This window comes from Bacillus sp. EA-CB0995 (assembly GCF_055814245.1).
This window is the reverse complement of the sequence record NZ_CP169269.1, coordinates 2,644,721-2,662,029: the sequence shown is the minus strand read 5'-3', so window position 1 is coordinate 2,662,029 and position 17,309 is coordinate 2,644,721. Positions and strand designations below refer to the sequence as shown.

The window sequence follows — 17,309 nt, the reverse complement described above, 5'->3', positions numbered from 1 at the left end:
TTTCTAGATAAATTGACTACTGATAAGTGGCGTTATGTAAACCTCACATGTATAGGATATACATAATTTAATTTGAAAGGCTTTATAAGAAATAAGTGATAGGAAAACTTTGGTAAAACATACATTATACTGATTTGTATAAATATACCTATAGTGGGGAGGAATAACGCATGAAAAAATATGTTCGAAAGATTCTAATGTTTGCTATAACATTAGGATTGATGTGTAGTTTTACAGTAATTTCATTTCATGATACAAAAGTTTCTGCTGCAGAAATAATTACAATTCCAGAAACACAACCACAGTCAATTACTTCTTTATCAACATATTCTTTACCTTGGTATTGGTCAGTTTCATTTGATGCAGGTTACTCTGGATCATCAAGATTTATCTTTAAAGGATCAGGTAAACTTTACTTAAAAGTAACTTCATCATCTCCTGGGAGGAATGGTTACTACACCATCAAGGTAAAAAGAGACGATCCCTTTTCTACTGATCCAGTAGTGGGTTCTATAAGGGTTCCTGTAAACGGAAGTACAACAAAGTATATTACTATTAAGGATAGTTGGTGGAGTGATAAGTATTATTTAGTTTTTGTTCCGGATAGTTTTGGTCCAACTATAAAGGCATCTGGAAAAGTTTATAGATAGCCTATGAGCCTATGAACATAAAAATATGTCTCTATTGAAAGATCCTGAACGATAGCATCCCAAAGTGAATTCTAAAAAAGACAAGAACCAGCTTCGAAAGCTGGTTCTTGTTACCTTAAAATTTGGAAAGAATTATTTTTATGAAATAATTAGAGCCAGTATATTATATAAGTGAAATTAAACTTGCATAGTATACAAAGTTTATAGGGGTTTACGTTCTCCTGCCTACAAGACCTGATACAGTCGAATCAGTTAATGTCGCTGTCACAGAGAAGTATCAGGGTCAGGGGATAGGTAAGAAGTTAGTAACCATGCAGTCCAAAATGCCAAATCTCAAGGTTACAAAACAATAGAAATTGGAACTGGTAATTCTGGAATAGGACAGCTTGCTCTCTATCAAAAGTGTGGATTTAGAATTGATAGAGTAGATAGGGATGTTTTCATTAGACACTATCCAGACAAGATGGGATACGCTGCCGTGACATGATTCGCTTATCGCGAAATTTTTGACATACAGCAATAGGCTTATTCAACAATCGGGTCATTTAATAGAATAACACTTCTAAATAAAACTGGATATTAATGTTAATGTAAGTGTGAGATTGTGAAGAGATGTACTTAACTAAAGAGCAGGATGAACACAAGGATGTTTCCTATTTTTAACGAGTAAAGAATTATAAATAAACTTACAAAGTATCAAAAGTGGTGAGATAAATAGGAAAAAAATTAAGTTTAACTGTTTGTAAAAGCGGTTCTGCACACTAGATGACATAAAAACTAAATTAAGACAATATGTCGAATCACCAACTTCTAAAGTAACATATACTTATATATGTATATATTCAAGTTATTAATCAAGGAGGATTTACATGAGAAAAGCGATTCTAACGGTCACTATCGCTATTTTTATTATTGGAATCATTCATATTGCAGTAACTCCGATAATTTACAAATCGTATATACTCGATGCTCTTTGGTTTACGAGTGCCGGTCTTACACTCATTTTTCTTGCTTTTTAAATTATGTTCTTATTAACATCAGGCAAAGGCCGACAAAAGTTTTTGTTGTTTGCCATATAGCAAATATTTTGTGTACTATTTTGGTCGCGTTAATTCTTACAATTGCACTTGCTCCTCATATAATCTTCTTGTTTGTTTTATTAGTATCTGAAACTTTGCTTATCATGAGGTTTCAGTTCTCTTCATAACTGTTATTACAAATAATGATGTTATAAATGTTATCAAGATTTAAAAACGCCAGCAATGTTGTTTAATTAAAGGGCGCAATTCTGTAGCAAGAATTGTGCTCGATCTTTATGTATTGGGCCACTATGTTGAATAAGAGCTGAAAAGCTGGAATAGGTTCGCATTTATGGAATGAAAGTATGAAAAACTGTAAAAATAATTCATTTTGTTAAGGCTTATAGTACATAAAACTAATAGCTTCCGAACATACTAATAAAATGTTTTGGAGGTGGGTTTTATGGATAAAAAAGACTTTCAAAAAATTTATAATGAATACTTACAACAAGGGGAAGATCAAGCTCAATTGGAAGTAGTTGAGGAAGTCGATTCAGGAGTAGAACAAATTGTTGCAGTTCGTAAAAATGATGAGGATGATATTATTGCTTTTAAAACAAGTAGTGGAAGAGAATTAGATTACATTACTGCTCTTGATGAAGCAAAATCAGGAAGTTAGCTCATGTGAACGTATTTCATAAGTATGGCAGGGATATTATACGTAGTGAACCTGATGGTATTAAAGAAAATAACTTAGATAACTTACCTTCTTTTTAAACGGGTAAACCTCAAGAAGAGAATGTTAATTTGGATATTCTCTTCTTTACTTTACTAATTTACTGTAATCTTCGTAAACTTGCTGTAAGAAAACCATCAGTTATTCAATTATAGAGCGTTATTATTGAACAACATAAGTAAAAAATGATCAATCTTTTTTATAAAAACCAATCTTAAATCTACTAGAAAAGCATCCATTTTGATCAATCTTTTTTCAAAATGGATGCTTTTTGTTTACCATAGAAAGCGGATTTGTAAGAAGTTTTTAATCAAACTTTATTCCAAAGCTACATCTCAGTCTCATGTCCTATCTTTACAATATCTTTGCAAAACATTAATCCCATATTTAACTTCATCTGGTAATATTTTCATAGGAAACGTATATATTTCTTCTCACTCTATCTATTAGAAATACAGAAGAACACCCGCCAATCAGTCACAATGTTTCTACTAAATAAAAAGGAGACTAGTGATGACATCGAAATTCACGGGAAATTCAAAAAAATTTGCAACTGTTTTAGTATCGGCAAGTATTTTCGGAAGTATATGGATGGCTCCGGTTGACAGTTCAACCAAGGTTCATGCCGCGGAGCAAACTCTCACACAGGAGAATTTTGACCAAATCGCCAACGGGTTACTGCCTGCCGGCTGGAAGCTTGTACAGGGAGATGCCAAGGTCGTAGACGGCAAGCTAGTATTATCTTCTCCTTCTTCTACCGCCCCTGCCAGAGTAGTGATTCCTTTAGGAGATCAATCAGGGAATTACGTTTTTGAAGCGGATATGACGTTTCAAAGCGCGGTGGAAGACAGCAGATGGGCTTCGTTGATGTATCGTGTACAGCCCAATTCTTATCCGTATTATCAATCCGCTATGCGTAGGGGCACTACGGCGATGAACGGGCTGGAGTTCGCCATTCGGAATGAAAGCAATCAGTGGGTCGTGCCGGAAACGAATTTTTACCCGGAAAATATGGCTCTCAATAAGACATATCATATCAAAGTGATTGCAAGCGGCAATCGTGTTCAGCAGTTCATCGATGGGCAGCTTGTGATTGATACAGATCAAGCCGGGAAATGGGCAAACGGGGATGTTGGCTTTCAAGCGAATGGTACGACGGTTCAATTTGATAATGTAAAGGTGAATGAATATCCGAATGCGCTTCCTCCTTTAGCGAAAACGAACGCTTTTCTTCCGAAAGAAGCGAAAACGAATATCGTGAATCCCCCTACAATCATTTCGCAATCTGTTGCACAAGAAGGCGCATCTTCGGTTCTCCTGCAGGCAAAGCGGAACGTGCAGGGGCAATGGGTTGTTGACGGAGCTCCTATTGAAAAAGCTCTAGAAAACATAAAAGGCAAATTCATTCCGGTTGTTCAGGTGGAAGAACATGCGGATATTGAAGGTCTCGCGAATATCATGAAAGAAACACAGACGCAGGATTTTCAAATTTTATCCAGCAATCCCGCCATCGTGAAAGAAATGCGCGGCTTCATTAAAACGGCTCGCGGTGCCCTTCGTTACACCAAGTCATCCTTCAATAAGGATGATATGGCCGCTTTCGTGCGTGACATTCATGAAAGCGATGCGATGGTTGCGGTAATGCCGCAAAAAATCTGAGCCCTGATGCGGTCCATTATTTACATAGCCGCGCAATTTCCGTTTGGGGAAGCGGCGCAGAGGATGTACAAGCCGCCCATACGCTCATTCATCTTGGAGTGGACGGCATTGTGACAGGGAAACCTGAAGCCTCCATTGAAGCGTTGGGGCAATATCCAGAAAATACACTTGTGCAGCGCCCGGTCGTGGCGGCACATCGTGGCGTACCTTCCCTTGCGCCTGAAAATACGATGGCTTCCTATCGAAAAGCTTATGAATTAGGTGCGGATATGATTGAGACGGACGTGCAGATGACGAAGGACGGAAAGTTGGTAATTATGCATGACTATAATGTGGATCGAACAACGAACGGCACGGGCTATGTAAAGGATTTAACGCTTGAACAGATTCGCACATTGGATGCCGGTATCAAATTCAGTCCCGAATTCCAAGGTGAAAAGGTACCTACCTTTGAAGAGTTTTTGAATGATTTTAAGGGGAAAGATGTGGTTCTGCTTGTCGAGCTTAAGGCGAGCGGCATCGAGAAGCAAGTGATGCAGGAAATTGAGCAAGCTGGAATGATTGATAACGTAGTAATTCAAAGCTTTGATGCCAACCATATCAGAAACGTTCGCAGTCTCAACCGTGAAGTCGGAACCGGCTATCTTTACTCCGCTGGCCCTCCTTCCACACTAGACAGTAAGCTGAAGAAGGCTCAGCAGATGATGCAGTACGGCGCCAGCATGAACGCGACATTGAATGCAAGCTACGGTAGCCTGTATCCGGAATTTATCCAATATATGCGTCAGCGCGGATTTCTGAATATGCGTGGACGTTTAGGGACGAGAATCCGTTTGGAGAAGCCTTGCAGGCCGGCGTTGTCGGACCGATCACGGACTATATGCAGTGGCTGACGGATGCGCCGATTCGTTTGGAAATCCCGAATAAAAAAATAAACCTGAAAGTAGGAAAAACAGCGACTTTACACATAAAATCCAAAGTAAATTATCGCGAGGATAAAAGAGAGAATATTCCAACTACTATCTTTGTGAACAGCGGAGAAGACAAAGTGAAAATTGAAGGCAGTACCATTCAAGCATTGAAGCCCGGAACAGTGAATGTATTTGCGATGCATACTTTCCAAATGCTTGGGAAGGAATGGCATATTGTAGCTGAGCCGATTGAAGTAACTGTTACAGAATGAAAAGTATAGATAACTGCCCCTCTTTCAAACGGAGGGGCAGTTTAGTAGCTATTTGAAGATAAATAAAAACCATAAGCCCTACTTAAAGAACTATAAGGGGTAGCGTCAGGAAAATTTGGATTTACAATGTTAAGGAAATTATAATATTAAAAAGTCCAATTTCTCAGTATTAAAATTGAGAAATTGGACTTTTTCGTTACTCCAAAAAAGCACCCTATAGTTTAAGTGATAGCATTCACAAATTTATATAAAAAAGCCGATCTCCACATTTGGAAAGTCGGCCATATGGATGTATTGAGTGGAGTTGGATCGGTAACTATCATTTTTAAGTATGCACCACCGATAAAGTTGGCTTCAATTTTTTGTCCCAATGGAAAGATTGTGAGACACCGCTCTGGTATCCACTGGAGCGGTGCTACTAATTAAATCTGGTAGTAATCGGAAATTACAATATTTCGATATAACCTTCTGTTCCATGCACGCGAATTCGTTGCCCATCTTTTATCAGTTTGGTAGCATTTTCCACACCAACAACTGCTGGCAAGCCATATTCACGTGCGATAACTGCTCCATGGGTCATCAGTCCACCAACTTCGGTGACCAGGCCTTTTATGGATACAAATAATGGTGTCCAGCTAGGGTCAGTAAAGGAGGTGACTAATATATCTCCATCTTCTAAATCAGCATCTTCCATGTTTAAGATGACACGTGCTCGTCCCTCTATAACTCCGGAAGAAACAGGTAGACCTATAATAGCTTCGGCTGGGAGATTTTCTCGTTTGTACTCACCTACAATGATTTCACCACTAGACGTGATAACACGTGGTGGAGTTAGTTTTTCATATAATTTGTACTCGTCTTTTCGTTTGCTGATAATCTGGTAATCCAGTTTATTTGTGCGTACGACTTCGTGAAGTTCTTCAAAAGTGAGATAGTATATATCTTCTTTTTCATGAATAACGTTGGCTTGTACGAGTTGTTCGGCTTCTTTCAGTAAAGCCTGCTTATAAACGAAGTAGCGATTAACCATGCCGTATTTTGGATATTCTCGATAACCGATGAAATTCCGGATTAGGTCGATCATTCGTTTTGTTTCTTTGGCTTTTTGTTCACCATCCGGTAATTTCTTCAATCGATCTAATAACTCTTGTTCTTTTTTCAAAGCTTCCTGTCGCCCTTGCTCAAATTTCTGATTGCTAGCATTAGGCTCAAAGTTTTTAATATTACTAAGAATCATGGTGACAAGTGTAGTTGGTTTTTCGCTCCAACGAGTTTTAGTAATATCGATTTCTCCGGTACATCGCATTCCGTATTTGCTGAGATAATCATAGATAGCGTCTTGGGTTTCCTGTCCACCATCAAACTTAACCAGTTCATCCAAAAAGTTATCATCTTTTACATGTTGTAAATAATCAATTACTTCTGGATGAGGACGAATCACATCTGCGACATCCAATAGCGCCAGACCCATTTCCGAAGTAATATTGTTTGGTACAGATTGAGAAAGCGTATCTGCTACGTTTTTTTCACCTAACCACTCGTTCATTTTTTCATTGATCCATGTTGAAGCATCCATAGCAGCCATAAATACAGCTGAACTTTGTGGGTCAAATAAAATCTTCTTTAATTCTTTAATATCTTCTAGAATAAAATCAAATAAATCTGATCCTGTTTTCATTTGAATGTTTTGTTTTAACTCTTCTATGGATGTTTGACTACGCTTAATTAAATCAGAAACGATTGATGGATTGTTTTCGATTTGTTCCAGCATATCTGTATTGCCTTTGGTGGGACTCGGTGCTTTATTATCATTTGATAACGATTTTATAAAATCTCCACGCTCAATGATGTTCATAAGGGCATCTTTCATGAGCGGATCGTGTTGTCCCATGGCATTTAATAAAATGTTTCTACTGACAGGTGAAGCAAGTTGATGTGTGACATCAACAAATAACCTTCCACCAGCTTTAAACCTGGGTCCAAAAGATGTTAACTGGAATAAAGACATTCCCAATGGTTTCAAGGGGTCGGTCATCATTTGTTGATGACCAACAGATACATAGACGTGATTTTCTTGATCATTCACTTCAGGGATGGGGTATAAAGTAGTGATTGGACGACTCTGGACAATATAAAATGTATCATCAACCAAACACCATTCGATATCTTGCGGACAGCCAAAATAAGTTTCGATCTGTTTTCCGATGCGTGCCAGTTGTAAAATTTGTTGTTCAGTAAGTGTTTGAGTCTTTTGCTGATCAGGATCGATCTGCTGTGTCTCTGTTCCGCCTTCTTTTAGTCCATAGATAGCCAATTTTTTGGTTGCTATCATCTTATCGACGATTTCCTCTTCCTGTACTTTATAACAATCGGCAGATACCAAGCCAGAGACCAGTGCTTCTCCAAGTCCAAAACTGGCATCGATTGATAGCAGCTTTCGGTTAGAAGTAATCGGATCAGCGGTAAATAAAATCCCTGTAGCCTGTGGGAAAACCATCTTTTGAATGATAACGGATAAATAAACTTGACTGTGGTCAAATCCATTTTGCATACGGTAGATTACCGCGCGATCCGTAAATAAGGAAGCCCAACATTTGCTGATATGCTGCATGATTGCTTCTTTGCCGATGATATTTAAATAGGTGTCTTGTTGACCAGCAAAAGAGGCATGTGGTAAATCTTCAGCAGTCGCGCTAGAACGCACTGCATAAGCATGTTCATCACCAAGCTGGGAGAGATAGTGAGTAACTTCTTTCACAACATCGGAAGGAATCTCTACTTCCATAATGATTTGTCGAATCTTCCTGCTGATTTCACCAATTTGATCTCGATCTTCTACTTTTAGCGTTGTTAGTCGATCCAACAAAGCATGATACGTTTCGTTTTGTTCGATGGCTTTTTGATATCCCACTGTTGTGACACAAAATCCTTCTGGTACTTGTATTTCTTCAATTTTTGATAATTCCCCTAAATTTAACCCTTTTCCGCCAACGAGCAAAAGCTGTGTTTTTTCTATCTCCTGAAAACCGAGAACCAAAGAACTCATTCTACATCTCTCCTAACCATTAATGTTCTATTGATTTTAGCAGTAGTAAATGAGAATAAATAGTCTATATTGACCATTTTTTATATGTTATAATTAAATTAGGAAGAGTTCAAAAAATAGCTAAACCTTACCATACAGTAGTAAACTGATGCCTCGGTTCATCCACTCGAAAGTAGCTCATATGCCTTTTAGCCCACAATGAATATGGTTAAAATCAACTTTCTTCCATTTGTTTTATCAAAATTAAATCACTACATCGAAGTCATTTGATTTAGGAAGAGAGGCTGCTTTTTTCATGAGTTGTTCCCATAATCGAACAGATTTTCTCCATTCCAATGCGGCCTGTCCCTTTTGATACATAGCATCCTCATAACTAAGAGTAAGTTGTTGCATATCAGTTGAGTTGTAAAGCGTATCTATACGAAGTGCGTACTCACGTAATGTTTGGCTTTCGTTGCGGGAATACCTATTCTCGCAAATTGTTTTAAGAGTGCCTCGTAAGCCTTTGGATAAACAGCATCACCTTTTCGGTATTTATAGAGGAGAATCAAGAAAAATGTAAGCCACTTCATTCTAGTAGTAAAGAGAATATAGCTAATTATACTTATTGATATAATAGTGAGGAATAAGTACCACCAAGAAAAGTCTTTTTTAGAATTCGTCATCTTTTTGGTAGAGGATTCTTCGGTATTTTCTATTAGATTTTTGTGTTTCGCTTCATTATTTCGCTGTTGTATTTGTTCATTGTTAGGATTAATCACTTCGCTATTTTGTGAACCGGAAGCTGGACCGTCGTTTGTAAAGTTATACGGGTTGCTGAATCCTTTTGTTGGTTCGAATGGGACCCAGCCGTATCCTGGAAAATATACTTCCACCCAAGAGTGTGCATCATTATTAGTAATTTTATAGACGCTATCACCCTCTAAATCAACTATCGTATCGTCAAGAGTGCCTTCGGTATAACCCTTCACCCAACGCGCGGGAATACCAACAGAACGAAGTAATACAATCATGGACGTTGAAAAATTATTACAGTATCCGCTTTTCGTATCGAAAATGAATTGATCTACGTAATCTTGGTTTTTGCCAGGTACCACAACATGTTCTGTTTCATATACAAAGGAATTGTCTACGAAGTAACTTTCGATAGCTAATACTTTATCATATCGAGTGATTTTATCTTTTGTAAGATGTATTGCCAAGTCTTTTACTCGTTGTGGTAATGATTCGGGAAGTTGTGTATATTTTGCCATGAAATAAGGACTTGTCTCCATACTCTCATCCGTTTTTATAGCTTTCAAGTTTTCTACGGAAAATTGAGGAATTTCATAAGTCACTTTATATTTGTTTAAAGAGGTAGAGGATCCTTCTTTCATTGTATAAATTTTTTCTGAAAACGGATCAACGCTGAATGATACATCTGAAACAGCTTCAACTGACACTAATCCTGCGGGATAAATAAGATGAGGATAACTTTTTTGCATGTTAACTGTTGCTACAGCTGTACTCGTTTTTATATTCGATTCATACCACTTCACTACGTTGTTTTTATTCTTAAAAGAATTTTTTTTGGTGCTTCAGAAACTTCCCAGCCTTTTCCGGTATAAAAGTCTTTTGTTTCTACTCTCCAATATTGACTATTTTGCGTTTGTGCTGTGAAAACAATTGTATCATCTGGCTTAAAAGGGCCACCTAGTTGAGAGTCATCTACACTATATCCGATTTTTGAAAATTCAGCTTTCTTACTTGTTGTAGCTGTATCGAATTTTAAAAAAGTAATAGGATTTGGCCATTGAGGGCCAAACTTTGGAGCAAAATATGCGATGGCTACGGATAATACAATACATATAGCAAGTGGTATATGTAATTTAGATATCAGTTTGGAATACTGTCGTAAGTGCTCATTCGCTTTTATCTGTTCGATATGAAGAAGACTAAGCATAAAAAAACCGATGACAATGGTGCGAATAATTGCATGATTTGCGTTGTATAAGTGTAAGTTATGAAAAGTCGTGATATAAATAATAGTCAATATAAGAAATAACAGTCCATGTTTTTGACGAATCATCCAATAAGAGATGAGAGAACATAAAAACCAGAGCAATAGAAAAAATAAACAGGTGCGAAAAACTGCGGAAAGACCTTGCCAATTTGCTTGAAAGAGAAGAGTGATATTTTGGAAAATATCAGAAAAGAATGATGTCATCCAAGATGGATTAATAAAAGTACCTTTATAATATAGGGAATGAATAATGAATAAAATAACTGCAATTTTTACTGGAATTTGCCATCTTGTTTGTAAAAAGGAGAGAGAGAAGCAAATCCCTATAAATGCTGCAAAAATATCTAATCTCTCCATACTCGTAACACCTATAAGTGGTCTTAACCACTCTAGTAAAATAAGAAACCCACATAAATACATGAGGAATCTACTTATATCCCATTGTTTTTTTGTATGTAGTGTCATCATTTGTTCACCTCAATCAAAAAACACATTTGTATAACGATTATCATAAGCCGCTTTTACAAATATTTTTCGTTTTTGCAGTGCTTCTAATATACTTAGTTCACGATTTGAGAATTGGTTCGCTTTTTCTTTCACGACAAACACTATCAGTCTTCTATTTTTTATTGCCAAACCTTCAGCTGTTTTTAAAATGTCGGGAGAAAGATCACTTGTCACGAGTATAACTGTTACTGGTTGATACATTTTTCTTAATTCCATTTCTACAGTTTGAGAGAGCGGGAATATACTGTCTGCTTGCACCTTTGCTAAATGACGAAAGATTTGTTGCAGCTGCGTATCTCCGTTGTGCAAAGGGAAAACAGTCTGTTCTTTTCCGACAGATACGAATGATGCTGGTGAATGCTGTTTTAAGATAGCTCTGACGAGAGAGGCTGTAAACGTAACAATCGACTCGAATAGGGGAGATGGAGTTCTATCCATAAAAATCATGACATCTTGACTCCGCTGTTGTTCAAATTCTTTCGTCATAATATTATTTTTTCGAGCGGTTGCTTTCCAATCGATCCATGAAAAGCGATCACCGGGTTTATACTGCCGGACACCAACTGAGACTGTAGAATCTTTTGTTAAATTTATGTTTGCTGAGAGCGCTCCTTGTTCGAAATGATTTTCCAATTGTTTATAATTTATATTCATATATTGAGGATAGATTATAAATGTATTAGGAACTGAAAACATGATATCTTTTTCAATAATACCGAATATATCGCCGGTTTTTACACGTACATTTGAAAAAGTGTGTTCTCCCCTCGGGATTGTGTTGATTACATATTGATACGAAATCTTTCGTTTGAATCCTGGAAATAGTATTACTTTGGCAGCCTTTGCTTGTTTATAATTTTTAAATTGTGGAGGAAGTTCATCTTCTATAATTAAATAAAGTAAGGGAAAAGGGATTTTTCTTTCTATTATAATAGTGCTTCGAAATTGTTCTCCGGCTATGTATTCCTTTTGATTTGTTGTGCGTTTTACTTCAGCATCCCGCAAAGCGTAAAAGGGAAGCAGCATTGAATAGAAGCCAAAAGGGAGAGTGCTATAAAATAAAAACCAACTTACAAATCCTCCGTGTATCATGGCATATAAAAATGTTAAGACAAGGAATAAAGGAATTATCAATAACTTTCCAATGTTATAAACTGCTCGTAGTAGCTTCTTCATCAAGGATTTATCGTCCTTTGAGTCGGCACTGAAGTTCGTGCGACAATTTTTGCGATGACTTTTTCTCCTGTTATTCCTTCAAATTTTGCTTCCATTTTTAGAATGAGTCTATGAGCTAAAACATACGGGGCCAAAAATTTAACATCATCCGGAATAACATAATTCCTGTTGTGGATGAACGCATAAGCCTGTGAAGCCTTCATTAAAGCGATGGAACCTCGGGGACTTGCTCCTAACTGTATAGAACTATAATAACGAGTTTGATTGACGAGTTTTACGATGTAATGCTTGATTGCTTTTTCTATATATATTTCTTGTGCGCTTTGCTTTAATTTCAGCAATTCTTCTATTGTAATAATAGCCTGTAAATGGGAGAGTGGATTTGTTTTTTCCATACGGTTTAAAATTTCAAATTCTTCTTCTGCTGTAGGATAACCCATTTTTAGTTTTAATAAGAAACGGTCAAGCTGAGCTTCCGGTAAAGGGTATGTTCCTTCGTATTCGACTGGGTTTTGTGTGGCCATTACAAAAAATGGATTTGGTAGAGGTCTAGTTATACCGTCTATTGTAATATTACCTTCCTCCATACTTTCCAGTAAGGCGGATTGTGTCTTCGGTGATGTACGGTTAATTTCATCAGCAAGTACGAAATTTCCCATAATTGGTCCTGGTTTGAACTCAAATTGTAGCTCTTTCGGATTATAAATAGAAACGCCTGTTACATCTGATGGTAGTAAATCAGGTGTAAATTGAATTCGTTTGTAATCGGCATCGATTGATTTAGCAAGGGTGCGTACCAGCATTGTTTTTCCGACACCTGGAACATCTTCTAATAGCACATGACCTTCAGCTAAAAGAGCTGTCAAGGTAAGAATGGTTTCTTTTCGTTTTCCGACCATCACTTTTTCGATATTGTTGATTATCTTTTCGACAATTGGATGTAACGAATCAAGCTGTGTCATCGTATGCCTCCTAATTTTATGATCTATGTAAATAAGAATTGAATCTTTGGGTATGTTACAGTGGAATTAATCTAAGAGGTGATTGTCTCTTCTAATTACTTTATAACTTCTATACCTTCTAGGAAAATCCTACTCTACATTTTTAAAATATTTTGTGTTGTTTTTAGGTGATATGCACATGAAGTAGGGTTCAATAAGAAAAGGCTGTATAATGAATAATATAGCCTTTTCAATTTGATTAACTTGCAATCTGATTGTTAGAATTATTTGATTTTTCTGCTTGTAAAAAGAGCTTTGTTTCTGTAACAACAATTCCGCTTAATCCAATAAGACCAATTAAATTTGGGATTGCCATTAGTCCGTTTGCAATATCAGAAAACGTCCAAACAAGTCCTAGTTTTAAATTTGCTCCAAACGCGACCATACCAACAAAAATGAAACGGTAGTATCGAACAGCATTACGGCCAAATAAATACTCCACACATTTTTCCCCATAATATGACCAGCCTAACATCGTTGAGTAAGCAAATAAAATAATTGCAATGCCAAGAATCATACTTCCGGCGTTTCCAAATACAGTTTGGAATGCAAATGTCGTCGCTTCAACACCTGTTTTACCAGAATTCCAAGCGCCTGTTGTAATAAGTACTAGACCAGTAATCGTACATACGACAAATGTATCAAGGAACGTACCAGTCATAGATACGAGTGCTTGTTTAGCGGGGGAATCCGTTTTCGCAGCAGCAGCTGCAATTGGTGCACTTCCAAGTCCCGCTTCGTTTGCAAATACACCTCGCGCCATCCCAATTTGAATAGCTGAAGCAACAGTTGCTCCGGCAAAACCGCCAGCAGCTGCAGTGCCGTTAAAAGCACCTGAAAAGATGAGCTGAAATGCTTCCGGAATTTGATCTATATGATAAAAAATAATAATAAGTCCAGCAAGTATATAAAAGAAAGCTTTAATCGGAACAAAGTAACCTGTTACTTTTCCTATTTTTTTGACTCCGCCTAAAATGACTATTGCGATGAAAAGCGCCATTACGATTCCAGTCACAATAGGTGATACGGAAAAATTAATTTTCATGGCCTGAGCAACAGAGTTGGATTGCACCATATTTCCGATTCCAAATGAAGCTGTTGTTCCGAAAATAGCAAATAATATAGCTAGCCATTTCTTTCCTAGTCCGCGTTCTAAGTAATACATTGGGCCACCAGAGTATTCACCGTTAGCTCCATGAATGCGATACTTTACCGCAAGAATCGCTTCCGAATATTTTGTTGCCATTCCAAACAAGGCAGTAATCCACATCCAAAATATTGCGCCAGGTCCCCCAATAGACACTGCTGTTGCAACGCCGGCGATATTCCCCATACCGATTGTGGCTGACATAGCAGTCATCAATGCTTGGAAATGGCTAATGTCTCCTTTAGAAGATTTGTCCTCTGATTTTCCGAATGCTAGTTTATGTGCATATAATAGTTTAACAAATTGCAAGCCTCGTAGGCGTACTGTAAGGAGGATTCCTGTTCCAACAAGCAGTAACAGTGTAGGTAGTCCCCATACGTAATGATTGATTACTTCTAAAACTTGATTTACTGTTTCCATCTTTATTCTCCTTTACAAAAAATAAAAAACCATTTCATATAAACGAAATGGTCTCTGGAGATACAAGGAATAGAAAAATAAACCGATTCGGGAATCGGTATTTTCTGTTGCTTGTCTCTGTCCTTTTACCTGAGAGATTATCCGCTATAATAGCAGATTTGCTCCTTCGGTGCTCTGTTTCCTCCTTTTTGCTATGCAATAGGAGGGAGTCTCTCCAGAGATTCGTCCCCATACAGTTCTACTTGAATACAAGACCTGAGAGTTTCAAAGCTGTCCGACCAGCTTTTTGCCCCATCGGTAGATCAAAAGATCTTCTCCTGTATGGTTCATCCGAATGCTATGAAATTAATATGAGTTATTATAATCATGATTTATATTTTAAGTCAAGAATTAAAAATATATAGATTCATAATTAATATTTATAAACCAATAATTTTTATCTACTTATTTAGGCTGAAAAAGGCTTGTCTTTCGTAATTCATACATCACTCTAGTAAGCACGTCATTATAATTTTCACGCGTTAATTCATACATCTTCATTTCACTATTAGCCTTTATTTTATCTATTTTAGGATGAGAATCATAGTATATTGTTCCTAACACAGTTTGAGAATTTTTCATGAATTGATTGATAGTAAATAGAAATTTTGGAGATGCGATTTGCATAGGACCAATCTCATCTATCACTATAATCTTCTTTGCGTTATTTTGAATAGATTGAATAGCTATCCTTTCAAATTCAAAAACATTTACGCCATATCTGCCTACTCTAATATCACTTTTAGAATTAACATCTGCAATCACTGCTTCTTCTCCGTCAAGAGAGATAATTTTAAAACCAGTTCTATTAGAGTTCTCTACGATTTCTTCGGTATAAAACCCTCCAAAGTTTTCTATTCCAAGTGCATTTATTATTTTCTTTAAAACCGTAGTTTTACCTACTCTCGGCTTGCCAGTTAGAAAAAAATGATTTCCCATAAAGAAATACATCCTCCTGTGTCGTAAGAGTAACTACTTGTTGAATTAGAAATGTTTCATTTCACTATTTTGTATATGAGGACACTTAGCAAGTAAAGTTTGTATGAACAATTCTTCGTTTTCTGGTGATAGTTTGACACTGCCAAATGTAGCATTTGGATAGTGAATTTCTACACCGTGAAATGCAGCTGCTGGGCGAAACCCCATAAGCATATCATCAGTTGGATGAATCCCTGTAATATTTTCATAGGGAACATTGCACCAAAAAGGACCACATCTTGCATATAAACTCTTTTCTCGCAATTCATAGCGAATCCCGAAAATAGTCCATAACATAAATAAATCAAATATCAAAATGAAACTGGGAATGATGAACCAATCCACAGAATTCAATGTTTTATCTAGTAAAAGTGGAAGAGAAAGAAGTGTATTACATAACAGAATGGTTCCAATTATCATATACCAATATCCTCGATCTCGTCGTACTTTCCATCTCATTACATCACCTTCTCCTTTCAGAAATGATGGCTTTTTTTGGGGTATATACAAATATTACCACGTTTTCATTTGTATAATTAGGAAGATGTTACGTTAAGGAATAAAAGTTGAAGTTGAGGTAGTTTTTGTGGAATTTAGATGGCAAAATAAAGAGGAAAGATGTTAGTTTCTTGAAATGAAATATAACTAATATTATGGCAGAGGAGAAACACATGAAACCATTACAAGGAAAAATTGCAGTAGTGGCTGGTGGAACACGTGGTGCCGGACGTGGTATTGCGATGATGCTTGGTGAAGCCGGTGCTACTGTATATGTGACAGGAAGAAGTACAAAAGGAAATTTATCATCAATGGGAAGAACGGAGACAATTGAAGAAACGGCTGAACTTGTAACGAAGCATGGTGGAAAAGGAATTGCAGTTCGCGTTGATCATACGGTGAAAGAAGATGTTGCAGCTTTATTTGCGAAGATTGAAAAAGAGCAGAATGGACAGTTAGATATTTTAGTGAATGATGTATGGGGAGGCGATCCGCTAACAGAATGGAATGTACCATTTTGGGAACATAATTTAGATAATGGAATCCAAATGCAAACAACTGCAGTACATTCTCATATGATTACAAGTCATTACGGCATCCCGCTTATGGTGAAAAATAAGAAAGGGCTCGTTATTGAAATTACAGATGGTGTTGATTATGAGTATCGAGGGAATATGTTTTATAGCCTTGCTAAAATTTCAACAATTCATTTAGCGCAAGCAATGGCAAAAGACTTGGCCCCTTACAACATAACGTCTGTTGCAGTGAGTCCAGGATTTTTACGTTCTGAAGCTATGTTAGATATATTCGGTGTGACAGAAGAAAATTGGCAAGAAGGAGCAAAAACAGATCCGCATTTCATTGCATCAGAAACACCATTTTTTATCGGAAGAGCAATTGCTGCTTTAGCGAGCGATCCGAATGTTCATAAGAAAACAGGAAAAGCACTTAGTTCGTGGGAATTAGCGAGAGAATATAAATTCAAAGATATAGATGGAAGACAACCTGATTGGGGAAAATATTTTGAAGAACATGTACAACATACTTTATAAAGAATTTCCATTGATTTAGGAAAGAATAGATAAAAACTCGTAATCATACGGGTTTTTTATTTATTTCAGTCGTCTTCAATATTCAAATGATTGCTAAAAGGTTTATTAATATTGACATGCAACCATAAGGTGTTATATTCTATGGAAGTGAAACCAAAAGGTTGTATTTTAAAATTAGGAAAGAAGGAAAAGTAAT

The 17,309-nt window shown here is 36.9% G+C and carries 12 protein-coding genes, 3 pseudogenes and 1 riboswitch; of the genes and pseudogenes, 8 read left to right on the top strand and 7 right to left on the bottom strand.

Annotated elements, in window-relative coordinates; all coding sequences use genetic code 11:
• Window positions 1-170 precede the first annotated feature (170 nt).
• From ACEWFJ_RS13815 to ACEWFJ_RS13785, 7 genes and pseudogenes are all read left to right on the top strand, one after another.
• Window positions 171-650, top strand: coding sequence for a hypothetical protein (locus ACEWFJ_RS13815; RefSeq protein WP_473688942.1), 480 nt, complete (start codon window positions 171-173; stop codon window positions 648-650).
• Between the two features lie 203 nt (window positions 651-853).
• Window positions 854-1,160: pseudogene (locus ACEWFJ_RS13810) on the top strand (GNAT family N-acetyltransferase).
• 359 nt (window positions 1,161-1,519) lie between these two features.
• On the top strand, window positions 1,520-1,669 hold the full coding sequence (locus tag ACEWFJ_RS13805; protein WP_473688940.1) for a hypothetical protein: 150 nt from the start codon (window positions 1,520-1,522) through the stop codon (window positions 1,667-1,669).
• A gap of 463 nt (window positions 1,670-2,132) precedes the next feature.
• A pseudogene (locus ACEWFJ_RS13800) lies at window positions 2,133-2,446 on the top strand (DUF3892 domain-containing protein).
• 472 nt (window positions 2,447-2,918) lie between these two features.
• A complete protein-coding gene (locus ACEWFJ_RS13795; protein ID WP_473688939.1) occupies window positions 2,919-4,064 on the top strand; it encodes a 3-keto-alpha-glucoside-1,2-lyase-like domain-containing protein in 1,146 nt (381 codons plus the stop codon).
• Window positions 4,065-4,174: 110 nt separating this feature from the next.
• Window positions 4,175-4,957, top strand: coding sequence for a glycerophosphodiester phosphodiesterase (locus tag ACEWFJ_RS13790; protein WP_473688938.1), 783 nt, complete (start codon window positions 4,175-4,177; stop codon window positions 4,955-4,957).
• On the top strand, window positions 4,909-5,247 hold the full coding sequence (locus tag ACEWFJ_RS13785; protein ID WP_473688937.1) for a hypothetical protein: 339 nt from the start codon (window positions 4,909-4,911) through the stop codon (window positions 5,245-5,247). Before ACEWFJ_RS13790 ends, ACEWFJ_RS13785 begins: the two co-directional genes overlap by 49 nt.
• Before the next feature lie 445 nt (window positions 5,248-5,692).
• Here the strand turns inward: ACEWFJ_RS13785 and ppsA are convergent, their stop codons facing one another.
• The 7 genes and pseudogenes from ppsA to ACEWFJ_RS13750 form a co-directional block, all read right to left on the bottom strand.
• Window positions 5,693-8,293: a phosphoenolpyruvate synthase gene (gene ppsA / locus ACEWFJ_RS13780; RefSeq protein ID WP_473688936.1), complete on the bottom strand. Its 2,601-nt coding sequence runs from the start codon at window positions 8,291-8,293 to the stop codon at window positions 5,693-5,695.
• Window positions 8,294-8,536: 243 nt separating this feature from the next.
• Window positions 8,537-10,763 (bottom strand): annotated as a pseudogene (locus tag ACEWFJ_RS13775) (transglutaminase TgpA family protein).
• Window positions 10,764-10,772: 9 nt separating this feature from the next.
• Window positions 10,773-11,978 (bottom strand): DUF58 domain-containing protein, encoded by a 1,206-nt coding sequence (locus ACEWFJ_RS13770; protein ID WP_473688935.1) that lies wholly within the window; start codon window positions 11,976-11,978, stop codon window positions 10,773-10,775.
• The gene (locus tag ACEWFJ_RS13765; protein ID WP_429719511.1) at window positions 11,978-12,940 is read right to left on the bottom strand and encodes an AAA family ATPase; all 963 of its coding nucleotides are present in this window, start codon (window positions 12,938-12,940) and stop codon (window positions 11,978-11,980) included. Before ACEWFJ_RS13765 ends, ACEWFJ_RS13770 begins: the two co-directional genes overlap by 1 nt.
• A 238-nt stretch (window positions 12,941-13,178) precedes the next feature.
• Window positions 13,179-14,546: an alanine/glycine:cation symporter family protein gene (locus tag ACEWFJ_RS13760; RefSeq protein ID WP_473688934.1), complete on the bottom strand. Its 1,368-nt coding sequence runs from the start codon at window positions 14,544-14,546 to the stop codon at window positions 13,179-13,181.
• 107 nt (window positions 14,547-14,653) lie between these two features.
• Window positions 14,654-14,774, bottom strand: a riboswitch (glycine riboswitch).
• 216 nt (window positions 14,775-14,990) lie between these two features.
• Window positions 14,991-15,524, bottom strand: coding sequence for an NTPase (locus ACEWFJ_RS13755; protein WP_473688933.1), 534 nt, complete (start codon window positions 15,522-15,524; stop codon window positions 14,991-14,993).
• A 45-nt stretch (window positions 15,525-15,569) separates the two neighbouring features.
• Window positions 15,570-16,022 carry a PH domain-containing protein gene (locus tag ACEWFJ_RS13750; RefSeq protein WP_473688932.1) on the bottom strand — a complete coding sequence of 151 codons (453 nt, stop codon included), beginning with the start codon at window positions 16,020-16,022 and terminating at the stop codon, window positions 15,570-15,572.
• Window positions 16,023-16,234: 212 nt separating this feature from the next.
• Between ACEWFJ_RS13750 and ACEWFJ_RS13745 the strand changes: the two genes are divergently transcribed.
• Window positions 16,235-17,113 carry an SDR family oxidoreductase gene (locus tag ACEWFJ_RS13745; protein WP_473688931.1) on the top strand — a complete coding sequence of 293 codons (879 nt, stop codon included), beginning with the start codon at window positions 16,235-16,237 and terminating at the stop codon, window positions 17,111-17,113.
• Window positions 17,114-17,309 lie beyond the last annotated feature (196 nt).